The following is a 21,564-nucleotide window of genomic DNA, read 5'->3' as shown; positions in this document are numbered from 1 at the left end:
ACCGGTGATCATCAGAGGTTTGAAGCCGGTCGCATCGACGAAACCTTACGCACTCAGGGTTTGACGCAGCGTCACCTAGAGCGGCCAGTTGTCGAGGGCCCGGTCGAGCCAGGGCACCACCAGCATCACGGTCGGTAACACCAGCAGAGCGGCGGACGCCACCGCGACGGCGGCCGAGAGAACCACCGGCCGGGCGTGCGGGGCGGCGAGCCGGTCCAGCCGGCGGCGGCGGTCGGCGGACGTGCCGTCGTCGCCGAGGCGTTCCAGCGCACCGCGCACCGCGCCGGCCCCGCAGCGGCGGCGGGCGGCGTCGTCGGCGACCATCTCCAGCAGCAGGTGGACGGCATCCAGCGGCACCCGGGACCGGAGCGGGCCCGGTACCGCCCGGTGGAACGCGGTGAACGACTCGGTCACCACGTCGTGCCGGTGGCGCAGGTGGGCCTGTTCGTGCGCGAGCACCGCGGCGACCTGGACGTCGTCGAGCACCCGCAGCGCGCCGTCGCTGAGCACCACCCGCGGGGACCGGCCGGGCACGCAGTACGCCAGCGGCAGCGCGCCGTCGAGCACCCGCAGCCCGTCGACGTCGAGTTCCCGGTGCTGCTCGGCGCGGTCCAGCAGGTCGACGAGCATCCGGTGCCGGGACCGGCGGGCCCGCGACCGGTAGCTGACCCGGGCCAGCGACACCAGCAGCCGGGCGACGATCAGCGCCGCGACGGCGAGCGCGGCGAGCAGTGCGGTGGTGGCCACCGGGCGGCCCGAGCCGGCCGCGCGGACCACCTCCTCCGGCGCGGCGAGCACCACGCCGAGTGCGCAGAGCACCGCGGTGAGCGTGATCGCCTGCCAGAGCACCACGGCCGCGGCCGGCGCCCGGTCCGGCCAGCGGGCCCGGGCCAGCAGGCCGGGCACCACCAGCGACAGCGTCAGCCCGAGCGCACCGAGCGCGAGCGCGGTCACCGCCGCTTCCGGACCGCCGTGTCCGCCGCCCGCAACGCGGCCCGCAGCGCGTCGGGGCCGAGGCGGCCGACGAAGTGCGCCAGCGCGGCGTCCCGGGTGGCCTCGTCCGGCGCGTCGCTGAGCGCGTCCAGCATGAGCGCGGCGGTCATCTCCTCGCGGGTCTGCGCGGGCGCGTACCGGTACGCCCGGTCGGCGCGCTCCTGCAGCACCACGCCCTTCTTGGCGAGGCGGTCGAGGACGGTCATCACGGTGGTGTACGCCAGGTCGCGGCCCTCGCTGAGGCGCTCGTGCACCTGCCGCACGGTGAGCGGCTCCGGCGCGTCCCACAGCTGCGACATCACGTCGCGTTCGAGGTCTCCCAGGGCCATGTGACCGAGTCTACTGCACGCCGTCGTACTACGCGACGTAGTATCTACTACGAAACGTCGTAGGGGGGCACATGGACGTCCTGGACCTGACCCGGCTGCAGTTCGCGGTGGTGACGATCTACCACTACTTCTTCGTGCCGCTGTCGATCAGCCTGGCCGGCACCGCGGCCGGCCTGCACGTGGCCTGGCTGCGCACCGGCACGCCGAAGTACCGCGACCTCACCCAGTTCGTCGGCCGGCTGCTGATCGTCACGTTCGCGGTGGGCGTGGTCACCGGGCTGGTGCAGGAGTTCCAGTTCGGCCTGGGCTGGAGTGCCTTCGCCCGCTTCTACGGCGACGTCTTCGGGCCCACCCTGGCCATCGAGGGCATGCTCGCGTTCTTCCTCGAGGCCACGTTCCTGGCGCTGTGGTACTTCGGCTGGGACCGGCTGCCCCGCCGGCTGCACGCCGCCACCATCGTGGTGGTCGCGGTGGGCACGCTGCTGAGCGCGTTCATCATCCTGGCCGCCAACTCGTTCATGCAGAACCCGATCGCGTACGAACTCGACCCGGTCACCGGCCGGGCCCGGCTCGGTGACTTCGGCGCGCTGCTGCTCAACGAGGTGAACCTGGCCGCGTTCCCGCACACCATCGCCGGCGCCGTGATGGTCGGCGGCGCGCTGCTGCTCGCCATCGGCGTGTGGCGGCGGGCCGCGGACGCCGCGTTCGGCACGCTGGCGCGGCTGGGCGCCTGGCTCACCCTGGTCGGCGGTGCGCTGACCGCGCTCACCGGCGACCGGCTGGGCAAGGTGATCACCGAGGTCCAGCCGATGAAGATGGCCGCCGCCGAGGCGCTGTACGTCACCACCACCGGCGCGCCGTTCTCGGTGTTCGCGATCGGCGGCGCGGACGGCGGCCGGCCCTGGTTCAGCCTGGAACTGCCGGCCCTGCTGTCCGTGCTGGCCAAGGGCTCCCCCGGTGCCGAGGTGCAGGGCATCGACGACCTGCAGGCGCAGTACACCGCCCAGTACGGCGCCGGCGACTACATCCCGATGGTGCCGGTGGCGTTCTGGTCGTTCCGGCTGATGATCGGCGTCGGCATGCTCGCCGCGCTGGTCGCCGCCGCGTACCTCTGGACCGGCCGCCGCGGCCGTACCCCGCACCGATGGCTGCTGCGCTGGCTGCCGCTGGTACCGCTGCTGCCGGCCGCCGCCAACACGTTCGGCTGGATCTTCACCGAGACCGCCCGCCAGCCCTGGCTGGCGTTCGGACTCACCACCGTGGCCGAGGGCATCTCCCCCGGCCTCACCCGCGCCGAGGTGATCACCTCGCTGACCGGCTTCACGGTGGTCTACGGCGTGCTGGCGGTCGTCTGGTTACGCCTGGTGCGGCACCTGTCCCGGCAGCCCGTGACGCCGGTCCCGGAGCCGGACCGGACGGCACCCGAACCCACCCCGGTCTACTGAGGAGCCCCCGTGGTCATGTTCTGGTTCTCCCTGGTGGTGCTCGCCTGGGTGCTGTTCTTCGTCCTCGAGGGTTTCGACTTCGGCGTCGGCCTGCTCGGCCCGGTGCTGGGCCGCGACGACCACGAGCGCGGCGCCATCGTCCGCACCGTGGGACCGTTCTGGGACGGCAACGAGGTGTGGCTGGTCGCCGCGGTCGGCATCACGTTCGCCGCGTTCCCGGACTGGTACGCGGCCCTGCTGTCCGGCCTCTACCTGCCGCTGGTGGCGCTGTTGCTGCTGCTCGCGGTGCGCGGCGTCGCGCTGGAGTTCCGCGGCAAGGGCGACGGCCACCGGTGGCGGCGACGCTGCGACGCGGCGCTCGCGGCCAGTTCGGCCGGCATCGTGCTGCTGTGGGGCGCGCTGCTCGCGGTGTTCGCCCGCGGACTGGCGCTCGGGCCGGACGGCGAGGTGACCGGCACCGGCCTCGGCCGCAGCCTGGCGCCGCTGGCCACCGCGGAGGCCGGACTGGGCGCGCTGCTCGCCCTGGCCGCCGCGGTCCTGCTCGGCGCCACGTTCCTCACGCTGCGCACCACCGGCCCGGTCCGGCGCCGGGCCCGGCGGACGGCGGTGGCCACCGCGCTGGTGACCGGCGGGGCGCTGCTGGTCACGGCGGCCGCGACCGGGGCACGCGGCGCGGCGGCGGGCACCGCGGTCTGCCTGGGTGTGGCGCTTCTCGCGCGGTGGCGCCGCGAGGTGGCCGCGTTCGCCGGTGCGGCACTCGGCGTCGCCGCCGCGGTCGCCGCCGTGTTCACCGCGGGCGGCGACGTGGTGCTCGCCAGCACGCTGTCCGACGCCTGGTCGCTGACCCGGTCCGGGGCCGTGGCCACCGACTCCACGCTGCGGCTGCTGACCGTCGTGGGGCTGGTCGTGCTGCCCGGCGTCCTCGTCTACCAGGCCTGGTCGTACTGGGTGTTCCGGCGCCGGATCGCCAGCGAGCGGATCCCGTCGTGACGGCGAGCCGGGCGCCGGTCGACCCGCGGCTGCTGCGGCACGCCCGGACCGCCCGGACCGGCGTCGCCGCGCTGGCGGTGATCGGCGCCGGGCAGGCCGGCGCCACCCTGCTGCTGCTGGTCGCGCTGACCCGGGCGGTGACCGGCCCGGCCGGGGACGCGGTGCCGCTGCTGGCCGCCGGGTACCTGCTGCGCGCGGTCCTCACCTGGGCCGAACAGGTGGCCGCGCACCACACCGCGGCCCGGGTCACCGACGAGCTGCGGCGCACCGCCCTGACCGCGGTGCTGCGCCGGGGCCCGGCCTGGGTGGCGCGGTACGGCAGCGGCCGCCTGACCGCCACGCTCACCACCGGCCTGGACGCGCTGCGGCCGTGGTTCGGCGGCTACCTGCCCGCGCTGGTCCTGGGCGTGGCGCTGCCGCCGCTGGTGCTGCTCGCGATGGCCGCGGTCGACCCGGCGTCGGCCGTGGTCGCGCTGCTCACCCTGCCGCTGGTCCCGGTGCTCGGCGCGCTGATCGGCTGGGCCACCCAGGCCCGGGCCCGGCAGCGCTGGGCGGCCGACGCCCGCCTGGCCGGTCACTTCCTGGACGTGGTGCGCGGGCTGGCCACCCTGCGGGTGTACGGGCGCGCGGAACGCCAGATCGGCGTGGTGGCCGCGATGACCGACCGGCACCGCGCCGCCACCATGCGGGTGCTGCGGACCGCGTTCCTCTCCTCGACCGCGCTGGACCTGGTGGGCACGCTGTCGGTCGGGCTGATCGCGGTCGAGGCCGGGCTCCGGGTGGCGGCCGGTGACCTGGCGCTGGCGCCGGCCCTGCTGGTGATCCTGCTGGCGCCGGAGGCGTACCGGCCGTTGCGGGAGATGGCCGCCCGCTACCACGCGGCCACCGACGCGACCGCGGTGATCGGCGACATCGACGAGGTGTGGTCGGGCGCGGAGCCCGGCCCCGCGGCGGACCCGTCGGCCGCGGTCGGGGTCACCGCCACCGGCCTGCGGGTACGCCATCCCGGCGCGGTCGCGGACGCGCTGGCGCTGGACGCGCTCACCGTGTCCGGCGGGGAACTGGTCGCGTTGCGGGGGGTGTCGGGAGCCGGCAAGACCACCGCGCTGCGCGCCCTCGCCGGACTCCAGCCGCTGGACGCCGGCCGCCTCCGGGTCTCCGGTCCCCCGCCGGTCTACCTGCCGCAGCGGCCCACCCTGCCGCACGCCCGTACGGTCCGCGACGCGCTGGCCGCTCCCGGTGGGTCACCGCCGCCCGGCCCCGAGGCGGTGGCCGCGCTGCGCGCCGTGGGCCTGGACGGCGAGCTTGATCCGGACGCGGCGCTCGGCGAGCACGGCCACGGCGTGTCCGCCGGGCAGCGGCAACGACTGGCCCTGGCCGCGGTGCTGCGCCGGGCCCAGGACGCACCCGTGACGCTGCTGCTCGACGAGCCCACCGCGCACCTGGACGTGGCCGCCGAGCGGCGGGTGCTGGCGGAACTGCGCGCGGCCGCGGACCGGGGCTGCGCGGTGCTGGTCGTGGCACACCGCCCGGCGCTGCTCGCCGCCGCCGACCGGGTCGTCACGGTCACCCCGCCGCGGGCCGGGGGCGGCTCACCGGCCCGGACCGACCCCGCCCCGGACCGGCCCGAGAAGGCCGCCGCCGGGGCCACGGCGCCGCTGCTGCGGCACCCGGCCGTCGCGGTCGCCCTGGGCGCCGCCGCCTGGCTGGCCGGGATCGTGCTCACCGGCGCCGCCACCTGGCTGCTGGTCCGGGCCGCCACGCTGCCGCCGGTGCTGACCCTGTCCACCGCGGTCGTCCTGGTCCGCGGCAGCGCCGTCGCCCGCCCGCTGCTGCGCTACCTGGAACGTCTGGTCGCGCACGAGGTCGCGTTCGCCCGGCTCGGGGCGCTGCGGTCCCGGGTCTACGCCGGCCTGATCCCCCGGGTGCCGGGACCGCACCGGCACCGGCGCGGCGACCTGCTCACCCGCCTGGTGGACGACGTGGACGCCGAGGTCGACGGCCTGCTCCGGGGCCGGCTGCCGGCGCTGGCCGCGGTGCTCGCGGTGCTCGTGGCCGCCGGGGCCGCCATGCTGACCGCGCCGGCGGTGACGGTGCCGTTGCTGGCCGGGCTCGCGGTCTCCGGGGTGCTGGCCCCGGCGGTGGCGGCGCGGCTGGCGGCCCGGCGGGAGACGGCGACCGGCACGGCCCGCGCCGAGGTGCGGGACGCCGTGGTCGAGACGGTGGACGGCGTCGAGGACCTGACCGGGCCGGACGCCCTGGCGGTGCCGGAGCGGCGCAGCCGGGCCCTGGCCCGGCTGGAGGCCCGGGCGGCCCGGGCGGCCGGGCTGGCCGGCGCGCTCGGTCATCTGGGGTGGGGTGTCGCGGTCACCGGGACGGCGCTGGCGCTCGGCGGCACGCCGGGCCTGTCCGCGGAGTGGGCGGCCGTGCTGCTGCTCGGTGTGGTGGCGCTGACCGACCCGGTCGCCGCGCTGCCGGACGCGGCCCTGGCCCGGCAGCGCGCCGCCGCCGCCCGCATCCGGCTGGCCGCCGTCGCCCCCAGCTCGGCCGGAAACCGGAACCTCGGCTCGGCCGGAATCCGGGACGCCGGGCCTGCGCCGGAACGGCCGGTCCGCGCCGGTGGTCGGGGCGCCGGCGTCACCGTCCGGGGCCTGGTCGCGGGATGGGACCCGGACCGGACGCCGGCCCTCGACGGGCTCGACCTCGACCTGCCCGCCGGCTCCCGCACCGCGATCCAGGGGCGCTCCGGCAGCGGCAAGTCCACCCTGGCCGCCGTGCTCGCCCGCCTGCTCGCCGCGCGCGCCGGCACGGTCCGGATCGACGGGCGCGACCTGGCGACGCTGCCCGAGTCGGCGGTGCGCCGGTTGATCGGGCTGGTCGGCGACGACACCGGGCACCTGTTCGCGTCGACCGTCCGGGAGAACCTGCGCCTGGCCGCGCCCGCCGCCACCGACGCCGACCTGATCGCCGTGCTGCACCGGGTCGGGCTGGCGGACTGGCTGGACCGGCGGCCGGCCGGGCTGGACACCTGGCTGGGCACCGGCGGCGCCACCGTCTCCGGCGGCGAGGCGCGGCGGCTGGCCACCGCCCGGGCGCTGCTCGCCGACCCGGCGCTGCTGATCCTGGACGAGCCCACCGAGGGCCTGGACGCGGCCGGCGCCGAGGCGCTGATGGCCGACCTGCTGGACGCGGCCGGCGGCCGTACCGTGCTGGTCCTGACCCATCGCACCGAGGGCCTGGACCGGGTGGACGCGCGTCACGACCTGGCCGGCCTCCGGCCGCGCCCGTCGCCGGCGGCCGGGCGCCGAACCGGTCAGCCCATGCTGCCGATCCGGTCCGGCTCGATCGTCATGATCACCCGGACCTGGTCCCGCCCGCCCCACCACGGGTACGGGCCACCGGTGTAGCGCCGGGACAGCTTCTCGATGTGCTCCGCGCCGCCGTCCGCGGTGACGCCGACGACCCGCCCGCGGACGGTGAAGTAGCGCGACGGGTCGGCGGCGTCGGCGACGGTCACCGCCACCCGCGGGTCGCGGTCGACGTTGCGGACCTTCTGGTACCCCTGCACCGTGTTGATCAGGAGGTTCCGGCCGTCCGTGTCGACCCAGGTCTGGGTGAGCTGCGGCGAGCCGTCCGGCATGGTGGTGGCGACGTAGCAGATGCTCGGCCGGTCCAGCAGCGTGCGCAGTTCGTCGGGCAGGTCCACGGGGTTCTTCTCTCCGTCGGGTGTCCTGCTGTGCCCCACGCCGCCGGTTTCAATCCACCCGGTCAGTCACCGCGTTCGGCGTCCAGCGCCTTCCGGCTGGCCGCGGCGTTCGCCTTCTGGATGGCGTCCACCAGCTCGTCCTTCGTCATCCGGGACCGGCCGGTCACGTCCAGCCGTTTCGCCACCTCGAGCAGGTGCTTCTTGCTGGCGTTGGCGTCCACCCCGCCGGCGGTGGGCCGGTCGGTGTCCACCCCGCCCTCGGCCTGGGCGTCGCTGGGGCCGCGTTGCTCCTTGGCCTCCCAGTGGTCGCCGACCTTCTCGAACGAGTGCTTCAGCGACGCGAACGCGGTCCGGTGCGCGCGTTCGCCGTCGCCGTACTGCTCGACCGCGGAGTCGAGCGTCTCGGCGTAGGTGTCCTGGGCCTTCTGCGGCGAGCGCTTGATCGTGCTCGGCAGGTTCTCGCGTGCGGGCATGCCCCTCCGGTGCCCGCCGGCCGGGCCGGTCAATCCTCGGTGAGCAGCTGGAGCACGGCCTCCTCGGTGTCGTCCGCGCCGACGTCGGCGACCTTGCCCTCCTCGTACCGGTCGATGACGCGCGGATCGACGTACGACGCGCGGGCCACCGTGGGGGTGTTGCCGAGCAGCCCGGCCACCTCCTTCATCGCCTTCGACACGGCCCGCTTGCGCCCGGTCCTCGTCGGCTGCGGACCGGCCGCGGCCAGCTCCTCGGCCGCCTTCACGGTGCCGTGCCAGGTGCGGAAGTCCTTCGCGGTCATCTGCTCGCCGCTGATCTCCCGCAGGTACTCGTTGATGTCGTCGGCGCGCACGTCCCGCCAGCGTTTCGCGGCCGGGTCCCAGTAGCCGAACAGCCGGTCCCGGCCCCGGCGCCGCCGCTTGAGGTCACGCAGCACCTGGCACACCTCGCCGTCGCCGACCGGGTTGGCGTGCTCCACGCCGGACTTGCCGGTGAACTCCAGCACCACGCAGCCGCCACGGGTGCGGACGTGCTCCGGGCGCAGCGTGGACAGCCCGTACGACGGATCGGAGTCACGTTGCGCGTACTGGTCGCTGCCGACCCGGAACATGCCCATGTCGAGCAGCCGGGCCACCGCGGCCAGCACCCGCGAGCGGGACAGCCCCCGGCCGGACAGGTCGCCGCAGAGCCGCTCGCGCATCTCCGGCAGCTTCTCGGCGACCTCCAGCGCGTGGTCGAACTTCGCCTCGTCCCGGGTGGTGCGCCAGACCCGGTGGTACAGGTACTGCTTGCGGCCGGCCGCGTCGTACCCGGTGGCCTGGATGTGTCCCCGCTCGTCCGGGCAGATCCACACGTCGGTCCAGGCCGGCGGGATGACCAGCGCCGTGATCCGTTCGACCTGACCGGCGTCGGTGAGCGGGGAGGAGTCGACGTCGAGGTAGCGGAAACCCTTGCCGGCGCGCCGCCGCCCGTACCCCGGCCGGGTGAGATCGCTACGCCGTAACCGCATGGCGATCCGCCTCCCCGGCCTCGGCGAGGACCTCGCCGACGCCGATCCTCAGCAGGGCCGGGTGCACCTCCGGGCCGGGTGCGTCGCCGCGGTCGGCGCGGGTGCCGTGCCAGATCGCGCGATGGTACGGACGGTCCGCCGGCGGTCCCCAGCGCCGCGGCGGCATCGGCCCGAACAGCACCACCGACGGCGTCCGGTACGCGGTGGCCAGGTGCGCGACCCCGGTGTCGCCGCTGACCACCAGCCGGGCGTGCGCGATCAGCCCGGCCAGCTCGGCGAGCGTGGTGGGCAGCAGCGGCACGCCGGCGTCCCGGGCCACCTCAGCCGCCGGGTCCGTCTCGGTGCCGGTGACCACCACCCGGTGCCCGCGGGCGGCGAGGCGGCGGGCCACCTCGGCATGATGCGGCCAGCGCCGCGACGGTGACTTGGCGCCCGGATGCACGACGGTCACGCCGCGCGGCACTCCGGTGTCCGGCACGGCCAGGTCCAGGTCGCGCTCGTCGGCGGGCAGACCGTAATGGCGTAGCAGGCGGCACCAGCGATGCACTTCGTGTTCCTCCTCGGCCCAGGGCGGACCGTCGGGATGCCCCGCCTCGGCGCTGGCAAACGCCCACAGCTTCGCCGGTTGGGTGGCGCGCAGCAGCCGGTGCGACTGCGGGCCGCGGCCGTGCAGGTTGACCGCCACCTCGGGCGGCGCCACGCCGGGCGGGCCGCCGGTGAGCCCGTCGGTGGGTACCACCCGGTCGACGCCGCCGATCAGGTCGATCAGCGGCGTCAGCCAGGTGGGTGCGGCCAGCGCGAGGGTCCGGTCCGGGAAGGCGGCCCGGACCGCCCGCAGGGCCGGGACGGCGGTCGCCAGATCGCCGACGCCGAGGGCGCGCAGGACCAGGATCACGGGTACGACGTCTCCGTCTCGGCCGCGATCACCATCTCCCGCACCGCCGAGCCGGCCGGCTGGCCGAGCGCGAACAGGATCGCGTTCGCCACGTTGGCCGGGTCGTTCAGGATCGCGTCCGGGCCGGGCTTGTACTGCTCGTCGCGGTCGTCGAAGAACTTCGTCCGCATGCCGCCCGGGATGATCAGCGTGACGCCGACCTGACCGGCCAGCTCGGCGGCGAGCGCCCGGGTGAAGCCGACCACGCCGAACTTCGCGGCGCAGTACGCGGTGGCGTCCCCGACCGCCTTGATGCCCAGCGTGGACGCGACCGTGACGGCGGTGCCGTGCGACTCCGTCAGCGCCGGAAGGGCGGCCCGGATCACTGCGGCCGTGGCGAGCAGGTCGATCGTGACGATCCGGTCCCAGGTCTCGCCGGGGACGTCGGCCAGCGCGCCGGGCACGTCCATGCCGGCCGCGGTGACCACGCCGGTGAGCCCGCCGGCCATCTCGACGACCCGGCGGGTGGCGGCCTCGGCGGCGCGGGTGTCGGCGAGGTCGCACTCGACCCACGGGATGCCCTCCGCGGGCGGCTGCCGGTCGATGACGTACGGCCGCCCGCCCGCCTTCACCACCGCGTCCACGACGGCGGCCCCGAGGCCGCTCGATCCGCCGGTGACAAGCACGGTCATCAGGTTCGTGTCGGTCATTGCGCTCCTTCATTCTGCAGGGCACCGCGTGCCGCGGCGATCGTGCGGGTGGTGGAACGGCCGTCCAGGTAGGGCACGATGACGGTCTGACCGCCCCAGCGCCGGACCAGGTCGGACTCCGGCAGATCGGGGCCGCCGTCGGCGTAGTCGCCGCCCTTGACCCAGATGTCCGGGCGCAGCCAGGACAGCACCGACTCCGGTGTCGGTTCGTCGAAGACCACGACGGCGTCCACACAGTCCAGGGCGGCCAGCAGCCGGCTCCGGTCCTGCTGCCCGGTGAGCGGACGGTCCGGGCCCTTCAGTGCGGACACCGACGCGTCGGAGTTGAGGCAGACGATCAGGCAGTCGCCCAGCTTGCGGGCGGCCTGCAGGGTGGCCAGATGTCCGATGTGGAGCAGGTCGAAGCAGCCGCCGGTGGCGACCACGGTGCCGCCCCGGGCACGCACCTCGGCGAGCAGCCGGCCGGCCTCCTCGGCGCCGATCCGCTGCCGGGGCACGGCCGGCGCCTCGGCCGGCGCCAGAGCGGCGGAGACGCCACCGGCCGCGACGTACGCGCTGGCCTCGGCGACCGCCTCCTGCACCGCCTCGGACACCAGCGCGCCGGACGCCAGGGCGAGCGCGGCGGAGGCGGCGAACCGGTCCCCCGCGCCGCAGGTGTCCCCGCCGGCCCGCGCCGGGGCCGGCACCACCAGCGGCGTCGGCCCGGAGTGGCAGAGCACCGCGCCGTCCGCGCCCACGGTGACCGCCACCGCGCCGGCCCGCCAGCGCTGCCGCAGCAGGTGACCGGCGCGCTGGGCGGTGGCCAGGGCGGACCCGCCGCCCGCGTCGCCGGTGAGCTTGCGGACCTCGGCGGCGTTCGGGGTGACCAGTCGCACGCCGGGCACCGGGGCCGGCCCGTTCGGGTGCGGGTCCCACACCACCGGCGCCTTGGCCTGCTCGATCGCCGCGCGCAGCCGCGGGTGCCGGGCCACGCCGCGGCCGTAGTCGCTGACCAGGATCGCGGACGCCGCCCGCAGCACCTCCAGCGCGGCCTCCGGCGCGTCGCCCGGTGCCTGCGGCTCGGTGCCGCCGCGGTCCAGGCGCAGCAACACCTGCCCCTGGGCGCGCAGCCGGATCTTCTCCGGGGTGGCGCCGGGCAGCGGCAACGGATACACCGCGACGCCGGCCGCGGTCAGCAGTTCGCTGAGCCGGGCGCCGCCTGCGTCGTCGGCGAGCGCGGTGACCAGCGCGACGTCGTAGCCGCGGCCGGCCGCGAGCAGCGCGGCCAGGCCGGCACCGCCGGGCCGGTCGGTCGCGGTCTCCTCGTCGAGCACCGGGGCCGGCGCGTCCGGGGCGATCCGCCGGACCGCGCCCTCCACGTCGCGGTCCAGCAGCGAGTCGCCGACCACGACCAGCAGTGGGCGGCTCATGACGGCACCCCCGCTCCGTTCAGCCGGGAGTGGCCGTTCATCAGGGCGCGCGGTGTGTCCGGCACCGCCGGTGCTTTTCCCAGGACGGCCGGCAGGGTGCGGTCGACGTACTCGCACATCACGTGCACCGAGATCAGGTGCAGTTCCTGGACCACCTGGCTGTCCTCGGACGGGCAGCGCAACGCCTCGTCGCAGGCGTCGCCGACCGGGCTGGCACCCGGCCCGACCATGGCCCAGGTCCGCAGGCCGGCCTCCCGGGCGGCGTGCACCGCCTGCAGCAGGTTGGCGCTGCGGCCGCTGGTGGACAGGACCAGCAGGATGTCGTCCGGGCGGCCGTGCGCACGGACCTGGCGGGCGAAGACCTCGTCGTACCCGTAGTCGTTGCTGATCGCGGTCACCGCCGAGGTGTCCGCGGTGAGCGCGACCGCGGACAGCGGCATCCGCTCGTCGCGCAGCCGGCCGACCAGTTCCGCGGCGAGGTGCTGTGCCTCGGCCGCGCTGCCGCCGTTGCCCGCGACCAGCAGGCGTCCGCCCTGGCCCAGGTGCCAGGCGAGTTGACCGCCCCAGCGGGCCAGGATGCCGGCGGAGGCGCGGAACGGGATCAGCGCGGCGGCCAGGCCGGCCAGGTGCGAGTCCAGGGGGGAGAGTGCCCGTTCGGTCATCAGGCCACCACCTCTCGTGCGTCGTCGGTCTCGGCGGCCCGGGTCAGGCCGGCGACGGCCGCGTACACCGCGGCCAGTTGGGTGGCGACCCGGCGCCACGAGTACGAATGCCCGGCCCGGTCGGCCGCGGCGGCGGCGTAGGAGTAGCGCCGCACGTCGTCGGTGAGCAGCCGGCGCAGCGTCCTGCCCAGGGTCCGGGGGTCGCGCGGCGGCACCAGGTCACCGGTGACGCCGTCGACGACGGTGTCGACCAGCCCGCCGACCGCCGTGCCGACCACCGGCACGCCGCAGGCCATGGCCTCCAGCGGGGTGAGGCCGAACGGCTCGTACCAGGGTGCGGCGGCGAGCACGTCGGCGGAGCGGTACCAGCGCGGCATGTCCGCCGCCGGCACCGCACCGGCCAGGTGCACCCGGTCCCCCACGCCGCAGCGCTCGGCGAGGTCGTGCAGCCGCCGGGCGTACGGCTCGTCGTCGGGCTGGCCGCCGACGATGACGCACTCCGCACCGGGCACCGCCGGCATGGCCCGGATCAGGTCCTCGAAGCCCTTGCGCTCGACCAGCCGGCCGACCGAGAGGATGCGCGGCCGCCCGGTACCGGGCACCGCCGGGCCGTCCGGCCGGAACCGCTCGGTGTTCACGCCGGAGGGCACCAGCGCCATCGAGGTACGCGGCACGCCCAGCGCGAGCAGCTCCCGGATCTCGTCCTGGCACTGCACCACGACCCGGTCCACGACGGCGCCGAGCTGCCGTTCGTACGGGATCCGCCGCCGCGGGCTGGGATCCGCGGCACCCTGGTGGCGCCGCTTCACCGAGCCGAGCGCGTGGTAGGTGAGCAGCACCGGCACCGGGCAGGCCCGGGACGCGGTGACCGTGGCCAGGCCACTCATCCAGAAGTGGGCGTGCGCCACGTCCGGCCGCCAGCCGTCGCGCCAGTCCGCGGCCATCCACTCGCCGAACGCGCCCATGTACGGCAGCAGCTCGTCCTTGGGCAGCGTCACCGGCGGACCGGCCGGCACGTGCACCACGTGGTAGCCGCCGAGCGGCACCACGGTGGGCAGGTCGGCGTGGTCCCGGCGGGTGTAGACGCGCACCTCGTGGCCCTGCGCCGCGAGCGCGGCGGACAGTTCGGCGACGTGGGCGTTCTGGCCGCCGGCGTCCGCACCGCCGAGCGCGGCCAGCGGACTGGCGTGCTCGGAAATCATCGCGATGCGCATGTCTCCTCCTCCAACAGGCGGTCCCAGTCCGCGAGGAAGCGGTCCAGACCGAAGCGGGCCAGGGCGACCTGGCGGGCCCGGTCGCCGAGGCGGCGGGCGTGGTCGGGCTCCTCGATCAGCCACCGGGCGGCGTCGGTGAGCGTGTCGACGCGGGTGGAGAGCACCCCCGCGTCCGTCGGTACGGCGGCGATCGCCTCCGTGGTCGCCAGCGCGATCACCGGCATGCCCATCTGCATGGCCTCGATCAGGCTCAGCCCCAGCGACGTCCAGCGGCACAGATGCAGGTACGCCCGCCGCCGCGCCACCGCGGCGTGCATCTCGGCCTGCGGCGGGTCGTCGTACGCGGTGATCCCGGGTTCCGCGTCCAGCGCGGCCACGCCCATCCCGAAGACGTCCAGGGGGGCCACCGCCGCGAACCGGCCGAACAGGTCGGTTCCGGTGACCCGGCCCCGGCGTACCGGCTCGTTGGTCACCACGGCGAGCCGGTCCAGCTCGCCGGTCCACCGCGCGGCCGGTTCCACGATGCCGTGCTCGATCACCGTGGTCCGGGTGCCGCCGGTGTCCCAGAACAACTCGTTGAAGTGCGTGACGTGCGCGATCACCAGGTCGTCCCGGTCGGCCATCGGGTGGCGGGAGTTCGGCACGTCGCCCTTGGGGGTGTTGTGCTCGACGTAGATCCGCGGCGCGGACAGGTGCGCGACCCGGTCCCGTTCCTCCGGCCGCTGCAGCACCACGACGTCCACGTCGTCGTCGGTGAGCGCGGCGACGTCCACCTCCTCGGCCGACGGCGGCCAGTCGAAGGTACGGGCGCGGCCGCGTCCCCAGGCGTCGCGCTCGGCGTTGACCGGGATCAGATAGCGGTGTTTGCCCCGGACGAACGACGTCGTCCAGGAGCCGTGTACGTGCCAGAGCAGGATGTTCACGCAGCCACCTCGATCACGGGAGAGCCGGCGCCGAGCAGCGCGACGGCGTCCAGCACGTCGGCGGGCCCGATCCGGGACAGACAGGGATGACCGGCCACCGGGCAGCGGGTCGCCCGGGTGTCGCGGCAGGCGGCCGCGGCGTCGCCCAGCCGGACGTGCGGCACGCGGTACGGTCCCCACTGCCCGAACGGGACGGTGGGGGCGAACAGGCTGACCACCGGCGTGCCGACGGCCGCGGCCAGGTGTGCGGGACCGGTGTTGGCGACCACCGCGGCGGACGCGCCGGCCAGGATCGCGGCCAGCTCGGCCATCGTGGTGGGGCCGACGTCCTCGGCGTCCGGGCCGGCCACGTAGGCGGCCAGCGCCCGCTCGTCCGGGCCGCCGGTGACCCGGACCCGGTGCCCGGCGGCGGCCAGCGCCGCGACGATGTCCCGCATGGTCGCCGGCGGGCAGGACCGGGCCGGCACCGAGGCACCCGGGTGCACCACCAGGTGGTCACCGCGGACCGGCGCGGGCACGTTGACCCGCAGGGCGCCGTCGTCGCCGGCCGGCAGCGGAAACCCGGCGGCGGCGGCGACCGAGCGGGCCCGTTCGGCCTCCGGCAGGCCGGTCGGCACCCGGTGCCGCACGTCCAGCAGCGAACCCGGATAGTCGTCGCTGATCGCGGTGATCCGGCCCACCCCGGCGGTACGCAGCAGCAACGCCAGCGGCAGCGCCGACTGGTGGAACGAGGTGAACACCACGGCCTCGTCGGCACCGGCCGCGGCCAGCCGGGCGGTGAGCGCGCGGAGGTCCGCCGGGTCGACCGGGCCGGGTTCCGGGTCGATCCAGGGCAGCCGCCAGACGATCAGCTCGTCGACGCCGGGCAGCAGTTCGGCGGCGGCCCGGCCGCGCGGCCCGCAGAGCAGCACCACCCGCTCGGCGCCGGCCGCCACGGCCCGGATCGCCGGCCCGGTGAGCAGCACGTCGCCGGCCGAGTCGGAGCGCACCACCAGCACCGTGCCGGCCGGCCGGGGCCGCGGCGCCGCGGTCACCAGCGCGTCCCGGTGCAGGATCAGGTCGGCCGCGGCGGTCAGGTCGGCGGCCCCGGCCGGCGCCGCGGCGACCTCGGCGGGCAGCGTGACCGCGGTGGGCACCAGAATGCCGGCGGCACCGGCGGCACCGGCGGCGGCCACGTCCCGGCCGATGTCGCCGACCATCACGCACCGCTCCGGCGTGGTGCCGAGCGCCGCCGCGGCGGCGTGCACCAGACCCGGCGCCGGCTTGCGGCAGCGGCATCCGGCGGTGTCGTCGTGCGGGCAGATCTGCCAGGTGTCGAACGGCCCGAGCAGGTCCTCCACCCGGGCGTTGACCGCGGCCAGTTGCCCGGCGGTGAACCGGCCCCGGGCCAGGCCGGACTGGTTGGTCACCACGCCCAGGCGCAGGCCCGCGGCGCGCAGCCGGTCCAGCGCGGCCCGCGCACCCGGCATCGGCCGCACCCGGTCCGGGTCACCGTTGTACGGCACGTCCACGATCAGCGTGCCGTCGCGGTCGAACAGGACCGCGTCGTAGAGACCCGTCACCGCCGCGCCTCCGGGGCCGGCCCGGCACCGGTCGGGCGGTCGTCCCGATCCGGCCCGGCACCGCGGAGCGGGCGGTCGGCGTGGGCCGGGCGGCCGGGCACCCGGTAGGTGGCGTCCAGCGGCTCGAACATCGGCCGGGCGCCGCGCCAGCGGACCCAGCCGCGCAGCCAGTGGGCGGTGGCGACCGGTGGAATGACCGCGCTGGTGGCGAGCATGGTGACGACCTCGTGCCGGTCCCGCGGCCCGGGTGCGATCCGGGCCGCGGCGAACTCCGCCGTGCCCGCCGCCCACACCGCCGCCGTCCCGGCCGCCGCGGCCGTCCACCAGCCGCGGCCCCCGGTCCCGGCAGCCCGGCGGTGCCGGCCGGTCGCCACGGCGAGCGCCGCGCATCCGGTGGCCGCCACCGCCGCCGCGGTGAGTGCCGCGTGCCGGTGCCGGCGCCCCGGCGGAATGCCCAGCGTGTCGCGCCAGCGCCGGCCGTACAGGTGCCGCAGCAGCGCGTCGTCGGCGTTGCCGCGCTGGGTCCGTACGCTCACCCAGCGGCCCTCCGGCCGCACCGGGTGGGTCACCGTGCGGGTGCCGCGGGTCAGCGCCCAGCCGGCCCGCCGGACCCGGTGCGCCAGCTCGGCGTCCTCCCGGAAGGCGCGGGGCAGCCGCTCGTCGAAGCCGCCGGTACGGTCCAGCGCGGCCCGCCGGTAGGCCATGTCCGCGGTGATCCACTCCCCGTCCGTCAGGGCCGCGGTGACCCGTTCCCAGTCGGTCGGCCGCCGGTCCGCGGGCAGCGGCACCCGCAGGTTGCCCTGCACGCCGCCGACGTGCGCCGGCGCACCGGTCAGGTCGGCGGCCAGCCGGACCAGCCAGTCCGGATCGGGCACCACGTCGTCGTCGAGGAACGCCACCCACTCGTGCCGGGCGGCGTGCCAGCCCAGGTTCCGGGCGGCGGCCGGGCCGGCGGCCCGGCCGGTCAGCACCTTGGCGTCGAACCCGGGCGGCAGCACCAGCCCGGCCGCTCGGTCGGCCCGGTCGTCGACGACCAGATACTCCACGGTCAGTGGCGCCGGTTCGGCCGTCGCCAGCGCGGTCAGCAGGACGCCCAGGCTGGGCCTACCGAGCGTGGGGACGACGACGGTGACACCGGCCATCACCGGCCGCCGCCGAAGGTGCCGGTCCGGTGCACCGCGAACGGGCCGATGGCCAGCAGGTCCACCGGTGCCGATCCGAACAGTTCCATCGCCTCGCGCGGCGTGTCCACCATCGGCCGGCCGGCCGTGTTCAGCGACGTGTTGACCACCACGGGCAGTCCGGTGAGCCGTTCGAACTCGGCGAGCATCTCCGCCACCAGCGGTTCCGTCTCGGTGTGCACGGTCTGCACCCGGGCCGTACCGTCCACATGGGTCACCCCCGGGATCCGGTCCTTCCACTCCGGCCGCACCTCGTGCACGAAGAGCATGTACGGGCTCGGGTAGACGCCGGAGAAGATGTCCGCGAACCGTTCGGCACGCACCATGGGCGCGATCGGCCGGAACTGCTCCCGTCCCTTGACGTTGTTCATCCGGGTCTGGGTGTCCCGGTCACCCGGGTGCGCCAGCAGCGACCGGTGCCCGAGCGCGCGCGGGCCGTACTCGCTACGGCCCTGGTACCAGGCGACGATGCCGTTGCCGGCCAGCACCCGGGCGGCCTCGTGGGCGATCGAGTCGGGCCGGGTGTACGGCAGCGCCGCCCGCCGCAGTTCCGCCTCCAGTTCCTCGTCGCTCCACCCGCGGCCGAGCGCGGCCGTGGTGAACGGTTCGGCCCGGCCGGCGACCGCCAGGGCGGCGCCGAGCGCGGTGCCCGAGTCGCCGGCGGCGGGCTGCACCCAGACCCGTTCGAAGGGCCCCTCGGCGGCGATCCGGGCGTTCGCCACGCAGTTGAGCGCGGTGCCTCCGGCCATGGTGAGCGTCTTCGGCCCGCCGGCCGCCTGGTACGTCCACCGGGCCAGGTCCAGCAGCACCTCCTCCAGCCGCACCTGCACGCTGGACGCCAGGTCGGCGTGCGCCTCGGTCATCTCGCCGTCCGCGGTGCGCGCCTTGGCCAGCGCGGACCAGTCGACCCGCTCGACGGTGAAGCCGCCGTCGTCGTTGGCGTGCACCAGTTCCCGCAGCAGGTGCAGGAACTTCGGCTTGCCGTACGAGGCGAGCGCCATCACCTTGTACTCGTCGCTGGAGTGCAGGAACCCGAGATGCCGGGTGAGGTCCTCGTACAGCAGCCCGAGCGAGTGCGGCAGTTCCTGGCCGGCGAGCGTGCTCAGCCGGCCGTCGCGGTAGACGCCGGCGAGGTGGCTGGCGACCTCGCCGCGCCCGTCCAGCACCAGCACGGCGCTGTCCTCGGGCACCGACAGACCGGCCGAGGCGGCGTGCGCGACGTGGTGCGGCACGAACCGCACCCGCTCGGGATCCAGGCCGGGCAGAGCCGCGGCGAGGAACTGCGGCGCCCGCCGGGCGTAGTCCACCCGGAGGTGGTCCCACGGGTCGTCGAGACCGAGGCCGGCGGCGTCGCGGGTCAGGCCCGGATCGAAGGAGTACGCGACCGCGTCGAGGTCACCCGGGCGCAGGCCGGCGTACTCGAGACACCAGGCGGCGGACAGTTCGGGCAGCTCCCAGGCGGAGAACGGAACCGGTCGCTTGCCATGCTTGCGACGGCTGAACCGCTCCTCCTCGGCAGCCGCGACAACCCGACCGTCGACGACCAGCGCCGCGGACGGATCGTGGAAGATCGCATTGATACCCAGAACTCGCATGGCGGGCCGGATACCCGTGGATTTCCCGGTTACTCGCATGATCATCGACTTCTGGAAAAAAGATCCCCGGCTTCTCGGCGGACGGTGCGAACTGCACTGATACCCCCGGTCCGGGATCAGATCGTTGCCCCGGAGAACGTTTGTATTCGATGCACCGGGGGATGCTCCCGCCATGCATGAGGCGGAGCACCTGATCGGTGGAACCTGGGGTCCGGGGGCCACCTCCCGGCACCTGACCGTGTCGAGCCCAGTGACCGGCGAACCCGTCACCCGGATCGCGATCGCCGCGGAGGCGGACGTGACCGCCGCGGTCAAGGCCGCGCGGGACGCCGCACCGGGCTGGGCGCGTACCGCTCCCGCGGCCCGGGCGGCGGCGCTGCACGCCGCGGCGAACGCGGTCGAGTCCGCCGTGGACCGGCTGGCCGAGGTGATGTCGGCGGAGATGGGCAAGCCGGTGGACGGCGCCCGGGAGTCGGTCGCGGCCGGCGTCGGCACCCTCCGGCAGTACGCCGAACTGGGTCCCACCCACCGCGGCCGCACGCTGGCCGGCAACGACGAGGCGATCGACCTGATGGCGTACGGTCCCCGCGGCGTGGTCGCGGTGATCACCCCGTGGAACGACCCGGTGGCGGTGTCCGCGGGTCTGCTCGGCGCCGCCCTGGTCACCGGCAACACCGTCGTCCACAAACCGAGCGAACGTACTCCCGCCACCGGTGCCGAACTCGCCCGGCTGCTCGCGCCACACTTCCCGGACGGGGTCTTCTCGCTGCTCAGCGGCGACGGCAGCACCGGCGCGGCGCTCGCGTCCGCCGAGGTGGACGTGGTCGCCCAGGTCGGTTCCACGGCCACCGGCCGGTCCATCGCGGCGGCCTGCGCCCGGACCGGCGCGAAGGCGCTGCTGGAGAACGGCGGCAGCGACCCGGTGATCGTCGACGCCGGGGTGGACCCGGCGTGGGCGGCCGGGCAGGTGGCGCTCGGCGCGTTCGTCAACTCCGGCCAGATCTGCGTGGCGGTGGAGCGGGTGTACGTGCACCGCGACGTCGCCCCCGCGTTCCTGGACGCGCTGGTCACCGAGGCCGAAGCATGGCAGCCGCGGATCGGGCCGCTGGTCGACCGGCGGCTGCGCGACTCGGTGCACGCCCAGGTCACCGCGGCGGTGGCGGCCGGCGCCCGGGTGCTGCACGGCGGCGAGACACCGGCCGGCCCGGGCGCGTACTACCCGCCCACCGTGCTGGCAGACTGCACCGCGGACATGGCGGTGCTGCGCGAGGAGACGTTCGGCCCGGTGGCGCCGGTGCAGGTGGTGGACTCGTTCGCCGAGGCGCTGTCCCGGGCGGCAGAATCCCCGTACGGCCTGGCCGCGACGGTGCTGACCCGGTCGATGAGCCACGCCCAGCAGGCCTGGCGCGAACTGCCGGTCGGCACCGTGAAGGTCAACGCGGTCTTCGGCGGCGCGCCCGGCGGGGCCGCCCATCCCCGCCGCTCGAGCGGTCAAGGCTTCGGTTACGGCCCCGAACTCCTGGACGAGCTGACCGTCACCAAGGCGGTCCACATCGAAGCCCCACCCGCCGGCTGGTGACCCGCACCAGCGCGATGTCGGATCTAACCGGCCGACGACAGCGTGACCAGGGCCCGTTCCACCTCGTCCGGCAGGCGGCGCCGTTCGCGTAGCGCCCACGGCAGCATCCGGGCCGCATCCCACACCCCGCCCCGATCCGCGCGCCAGGCGGCGGCCACCGTCCCGGCCACCACCCCCGCGGGCCGGCGCAGCAACGCGGTCAGCACCCGGTTGCGGGCCTCGATCCGGCGCCGGGCCCGGTCGTCCCGGCCGGACGGCAGGGGCAGGTGCCGCACGGTCAGTTCGGGCGCGTAGGTGAGCAGCCCACCGGCGGCCGCGAGGTCCATGGCGAGCAGCGCCTCCTCGCCGTACACGTGCAGTCTGGGCGGGAAACCCCCGGCGGCGAGGAAGGCGTCCCGCCGGACCACCGCGGCGCAGGCCAGGAAGCCCAGCACGGACGGGCCGGGCGCGTCCTCCGGCACGCCCAGCGGCGCGGCCGCCATCGCCGTGGAGATCGGGTCGGGCCGCGCCTCCGGTCCGACCAGGACCTGCGCGGTGAGCAGCACGACCCGGTCATGGGTACGCATCAGCTTGGCGGCGTGCGCCAGCGAGCCGGGCGCCCAGTACGAGTCGTCGTCGGCGAACGCGACGTACGGGGTGCGGGCCCGGTCGACGCCGGTATTGCGGGCCGCCGCGCCCCGGTTCTGTCCTAGCCGCACCACGTCGACCTGCGGGAACGTGGCCTCGATCAGGTCCGGGCTGCCGTCGTCGGAACCGTTGTCCACCAGGATCACCGGGGCCGCGTGCCGGGGCAGCGTCTCGAGCAGCCGGTCCCGGCGGTTGCGGGTGGCGACGACGACGGTGACTTCGTCGGTTTCGCGCGGCGCCATGTCCGAAGTGGTCATGGCGCAGCGCTTACCCCGATGGCCC

Annotated in this window: 19 protein-coding genes; 4 read left to right on the top strand and 15 right to left on the bottom strand. The window is 75.9% G+C overall.

What is annotated here, in order from left to right; all coding sequences use genetic code 11:
* Nucleotides 1-75: 75 nt before the first annotated feature.
* On the bottom strand, nucleotides 76-954 hold the full coding sequence (locus tag LDL48_RS03880) for a M56 family metallopeptidase (RefSeq protein ID WP_225253579.1): 879 nt from the start codon (nucleotides 952-954) through the stop codon (nucleotides 76-78).
* Entirely contained in the window at nucleotides 951-1,322 is a 372-nt protein-coding gene (locus LDL48_RS03875; protein WP_225253578.1) for a BlaI/MecI/CopY family transcriptional regulator, read from the bottom strand. The genes LDL48_RS03880 and LDL48_RS03875 overlap by 4 nt, the downstream gene beginning before the upstream one ends.
* A gap of 71 nt (nucleotides 1,323-1,393) precedes the next feature.
* On the opposite strand from LDL48_RS03875, the gene LDL48_RS03870 reads away from it, so the two are divergent.
* The 3 genes from LDL48_RS03870 to cydC are packed head-to-tail and all read left to right on the top strand — an operon-like array spanning nucleotide 1,394 to nucleotide 7,164.
* Complete coding sequence (locus tag LDL48_RS03870) at nucleotides 1,394-2,767, top strand: cytochrome ubiquinol oxidase subunit I (RefSeq protein ID WP_225253577.1); 1,374 nt, start codon at nucleotides 1,394-1,396, stop codon at nucleotides 2,765-2,767.
* 15 nt (nucleotides 2,768-2,782) lie between these two features.
* A complete protein-coding gene (cydB, locus tag LDL48_RS03865; RefSeq protein ID WP_225253764.1) occupies nucleotides 2,783-3,757 on the top strand; it encodes a cytochrome d ubiquinol oxidase subunit II in 975 nt (324 codons plus the stop codon).
* Complete coding sequence (cydC, locus tag LDL48_RS03860) at nucleotides 3,754-7,164, top strand: thiol reductant ABC exporter subunit CydC (RefSeq protein WP_225253576.1); 3,411 nt, start codon at nucleotides 3,754-3,756, stop codon at nucleotides 7,162-7,164. The genes cydB and cydC overlap by 4 nt, the downstream gene beginning before the upstream one ends.
* Here cydC and LDL48_RS03855 read toward each other — a convergent pair.
* The 12 genes from LDL48_RS03855 to LDL48_RS03800 form a co-directional block, all read right to left on the bottom strand.
* Nucleotides 7,071-7,463, bottom strand: coding sequence for a PPOX class F420-dependent oxidoreductase (locus LDL48_RS03855; RefSeq protein WP_225253575.1), 393 nt, complete (start codon nucleotides 7,461-7,463; stop codon nucleotides 7,071-7,073). The genes cydC and LDL48_RS03855 overlap by 94 nt on opposite strands.
* 62 nt (nucleotides 7,464-7,525) lie before the next feature.
* A complete protein-coding gene (locus LDL48_RS03850; RefSeq protein ID WP_225253574.1) occupies nucleotides 7,526-7,936 on the bottom strand; it encodes a ChaB family protein in 411 nt (136 codons plus the stop codon).
* 29 nt (nucleotides 7,937-7,965) lie between these two features.
* Nucleotides 7,966-8,946, bottom strand: coding sequence for a DNA topoisomerase IB (locus LDL48_RS03845; RefSeq protein ID WP_225253573.1), 981 nt, complete (start codon nucleotides 8,944-8,946; stop codon nucleotides 7,966-7,968).
* Nucleotides 8,930-9,841: a glycosyltransferase family 9 protein gene (locus tag LDL48_RS03840; RefSeq protein WP_225253572.1), complete on the bottom strand. Its 912-nt coding sequence runs from the start codon at nucleotides 9,839-9,841 to the stop codon at nucleotides 8,930-8,932. Before LDL48_RS03840 ends, LDL48_RS03845 begins: the two co-directional genes overlap by 17 nt.
* Complete coding sequence (locus tag LDL48_RS03835; RefSeq protein WP_225253571.1) at nucleotides 9,838-10,530, bottom strand: SDR family oxidoreductase; 693 nt, start codon at nucleotides 10,528-10,530, stop codon at nucleotides 9,838-9,840. The genes LDL48_RS03840 and LDL48_RS03835 overlap by 4 nt, the downstream gene beginning before the upstream one ends.
* Nucleotides 10,527-11,939: a PfkB family carbohydrate kinase gene (locus tag LDL48_RS03830; RefSeq protein ID WP_225253570.1), complete on the bottom strand. Its 1,413-nt coding sequence runs from the start codon at nucleotides 11,937-11,939 to the stop codon at nucleotides 10,527-10,529. Before LDL48_RS03830 ends, LDL48_RS03835 begins: the two co-directional genes overlap by 4 nt.
* Nucleotides 11,936-12,601: a D-sedoheptulose-7-phosphate isomerase gene (locus LDL48_RS03825; RefSeq protein WP_225253569.1), complete on the bottom strand. Its 666-nt coding sequence runs from the start codon at nucleotides 12,599-12,601 to the stop codon at nucleotides 11,936-11,938. Before LDL48_RS03825 ends, LDL48_RS03830 begins: the two co-directional genes overlap by 4 nt.
* On the bottom strand, nucleotides 12,601-13,815 hold the full coding sequence (locus LDL48_RS03820) for a glycosyltransferase (protein ID WP_225253568.1): 1,215 nt from the start codon (nucleotides 13,813-13,815) through the stop codon (nucleotides 12,601-12,603). Before LDL48_RS03820 ends, LDL48_RS03825 begins: the two co-directional genes overlap by 1 nt.
* On the bottom strand, nucleotides 13,800-14,738 hold the full coding sequence (locus LDL48_RS03815) for a glycosyltransferase (RefSeq protein ID WP_225253567.1): 939 nt from the start codon (nucleotides 14,736-14,738) through the stop codon (nucleotides 13,800-13,802). Before LDL48_RS03815 ends, LDL48_RS03820 begins: the two co-directional genes overlap by 16 nt.
* Nucleotides 14,735-16,300 carry an HAD-IIIA family hydrolase gene (locus LDL48_RS03810; protein ID WP_225253566.1) on the bottom strand — a complete coding sequence of 522 codons (1,566 nt, stop codon included), beginning with the start codon at nucleotides 16,298-16,300 and terminating at the stop codon, nucleotides 14,735-14,737. The genes LDL48_RS03815 and LDL48_RS03810 overlap by 4 nt, the downstream gene beginning before the upstream one ends.
* Nucleotides 16,297-17,442 carry a glycosyltransferase family 2 protein gene (locus LDL48_RS03805; protein ID WP_225253565.1) on the bottom strand — a complete coding sequence of 382 codons (1,146 nt, stop codon included), beginning with the start codon at nucleotides 17,440-17,442 and terminating at the stop codon, nucleotides 16,297-16,299. Before LDL48_RS03805 ends, LDL48_RS03810 begins: the two co-directional genes overlap by 4 nt.
* On the bottom strand, nucleotides 17,442-19,076 hold the full coding sequence (locus tag LDL48_RS03800; RefSeq protein ID WP_225253564.1) for a carbamoyltransferase family protein: 1,635 nt from the start codon (nucleotides 19,074-19,076) through the stop codon (nucleotides 17,442-17,444). The genes LDL48_RS03805 and LDL48_RS03800 overlap by 1 nt, the downstream gene beginning before the upstream one ends.
* A 172-nt stretch (nucleotides 19,077-19,248) precedes the next feature.
* Here LDL48_RS03800 and LDL48_RS03795 point away from each other — a divergent pair, with 172 nt between their 5' ends.
* A complete protein-coding gene (locus LDL48_RS03795) occupies nucleotides 19,249-20,655 on the top strand; it encodes an aldehyde dehydrogenase family protein (RefSeq protein ID WP_225253563.1) in 1,407 nt (468 codons plus the stop codon).
* 23 nt (nucleotides 20,656-20,678) lie between these two features.
* Here LDL48_RS03795 and LDL48_RS03790 read toward each other — a convergent pair whose 3' ends face one another.
* Nucleotides 20,679-21,539, bottom strand: coding sequence for a glycosyltransferase family 2 protein (locus LDL48_RS03790; RefSeq protein WP_225253562.1), 861 nt, complete (start codon nucleotides 21,537-21,539; stop codon nucleotides 20,679-20,681).
* Nucleotides 21,540-21,564 lie beyond the last annotated feature (25 nt).

Origin of the sequence: Jidongwangia harbinensis, assembly GCF_020216025.1 — a bacterium.
Classification (GTDB): Bacteria; Actinomycetota; Actinomycetes; order Mycobacteriales; family Micromonosporaceae; genus Actinoplanes; species Actinoplanes harbinensis.
The sequence above is the reverse complement of the archived record's forward strand: the minus strand, read 5'-3'. Positions and strand labels throughout refer to the sequence as shown.

Excerpts from the sequence above, each read along its gene's own strand:
- LDL48_RS03805 (WP_225253565.1), bottom strand. The coding sequence starts at position 17,442 with ATGGCCGGTGTCACCGTCGTCGTCCCCACGCTCGGTAGGCCCAGCCTG.
- LDL48_RS03825 (WP_225253569.1), bottom strand. The coding sequence starts at position 12,601 with ATGACCGAACGGGCACTCTCCCCCCTGGACTCGCACCTGGCCGGCCTG.
- LDL48_RS03875 (WP_225253578.1), bottom strand. The coding sequence starts at position 1,322 with ATGGCCCTGGGAGACCTCGAACGCGACGTGATGTCGCAGCTGTGGGAC.
- LDL48_RS03835 (WP_225253571.1), bottom strand. The coding sequence starts at position 10,530 with ATGACCGACACGAACCTGATGACCGTGCTTGTCACCGGCGGATCGAGC.
- LDL48_RS03850 (WP_225253574.1), bottom strand. The coding sequence starts at position 7,936 with ATGCCCGCACGCGAGAACCTGCCGAGCACGATCAAGCGCTCGCCGCAG.
- LDL48_RS03800 (WP_225253564.1), bottom strand. The coding sequence starts at position 19,076 with ATGCGAGTTCTGGGTATCAATGCGATCTTCCACGATCCGTCCGCGGCG.
- LDL48_RS03820 (WP_225253568.1), bottom strand. The coding sequence starts at position 13,815 with ATGCGCATCGCGATGATTTCCGAGCACGCCAGTCCGCTGGCCGCGCTC.
- LDL48_RS03830 (WP_225253570.1), bottom strand. The coding sequence starts at position 11,939 with ATGAGCCGCCCACTGCTGGTCGTGGTCGGCGACTCGCTGCTGGACCGC.
- LDL48_RS03790 (WP_225253562.1), bottom strand. The coding sequence starts at position 21,539 with ATGACCACTTCGGACATGGCGCCGCGCGAAACCGACGAAGTCACCGTC.
- LDL48_RS03845 (WP_225253573.1), bottom strand. The coding sequence starts at position 8,946 with ATGCGGTTACGGCGTAGCGATCTCACCCGGCCGGGGTACGGGCGGCGG.
- LDL48_RS03870 (WP_225253577.1), top strand. The coding sequence starts at position 1,394 with ATGGACGTCCTGGACCTGACCCGGCTGCAGTTCGCGGTGGTGACGATC.
- LDL48_RS03795 (WP_225253563.1), top strand. The coding sequence starts at position 19,249 with ATGCATGAGGCGGAGCACCTGATCGGTGGAACCTGGGGTCCGGGGGCC.
- cydB (WP_225253764.1), top strand. The coding sequence starts at position 2,783 with ATGTTCTGGTTCTCCCTGGTGGTGCTCGCCTGGGTGCTGTTCTTCGTC.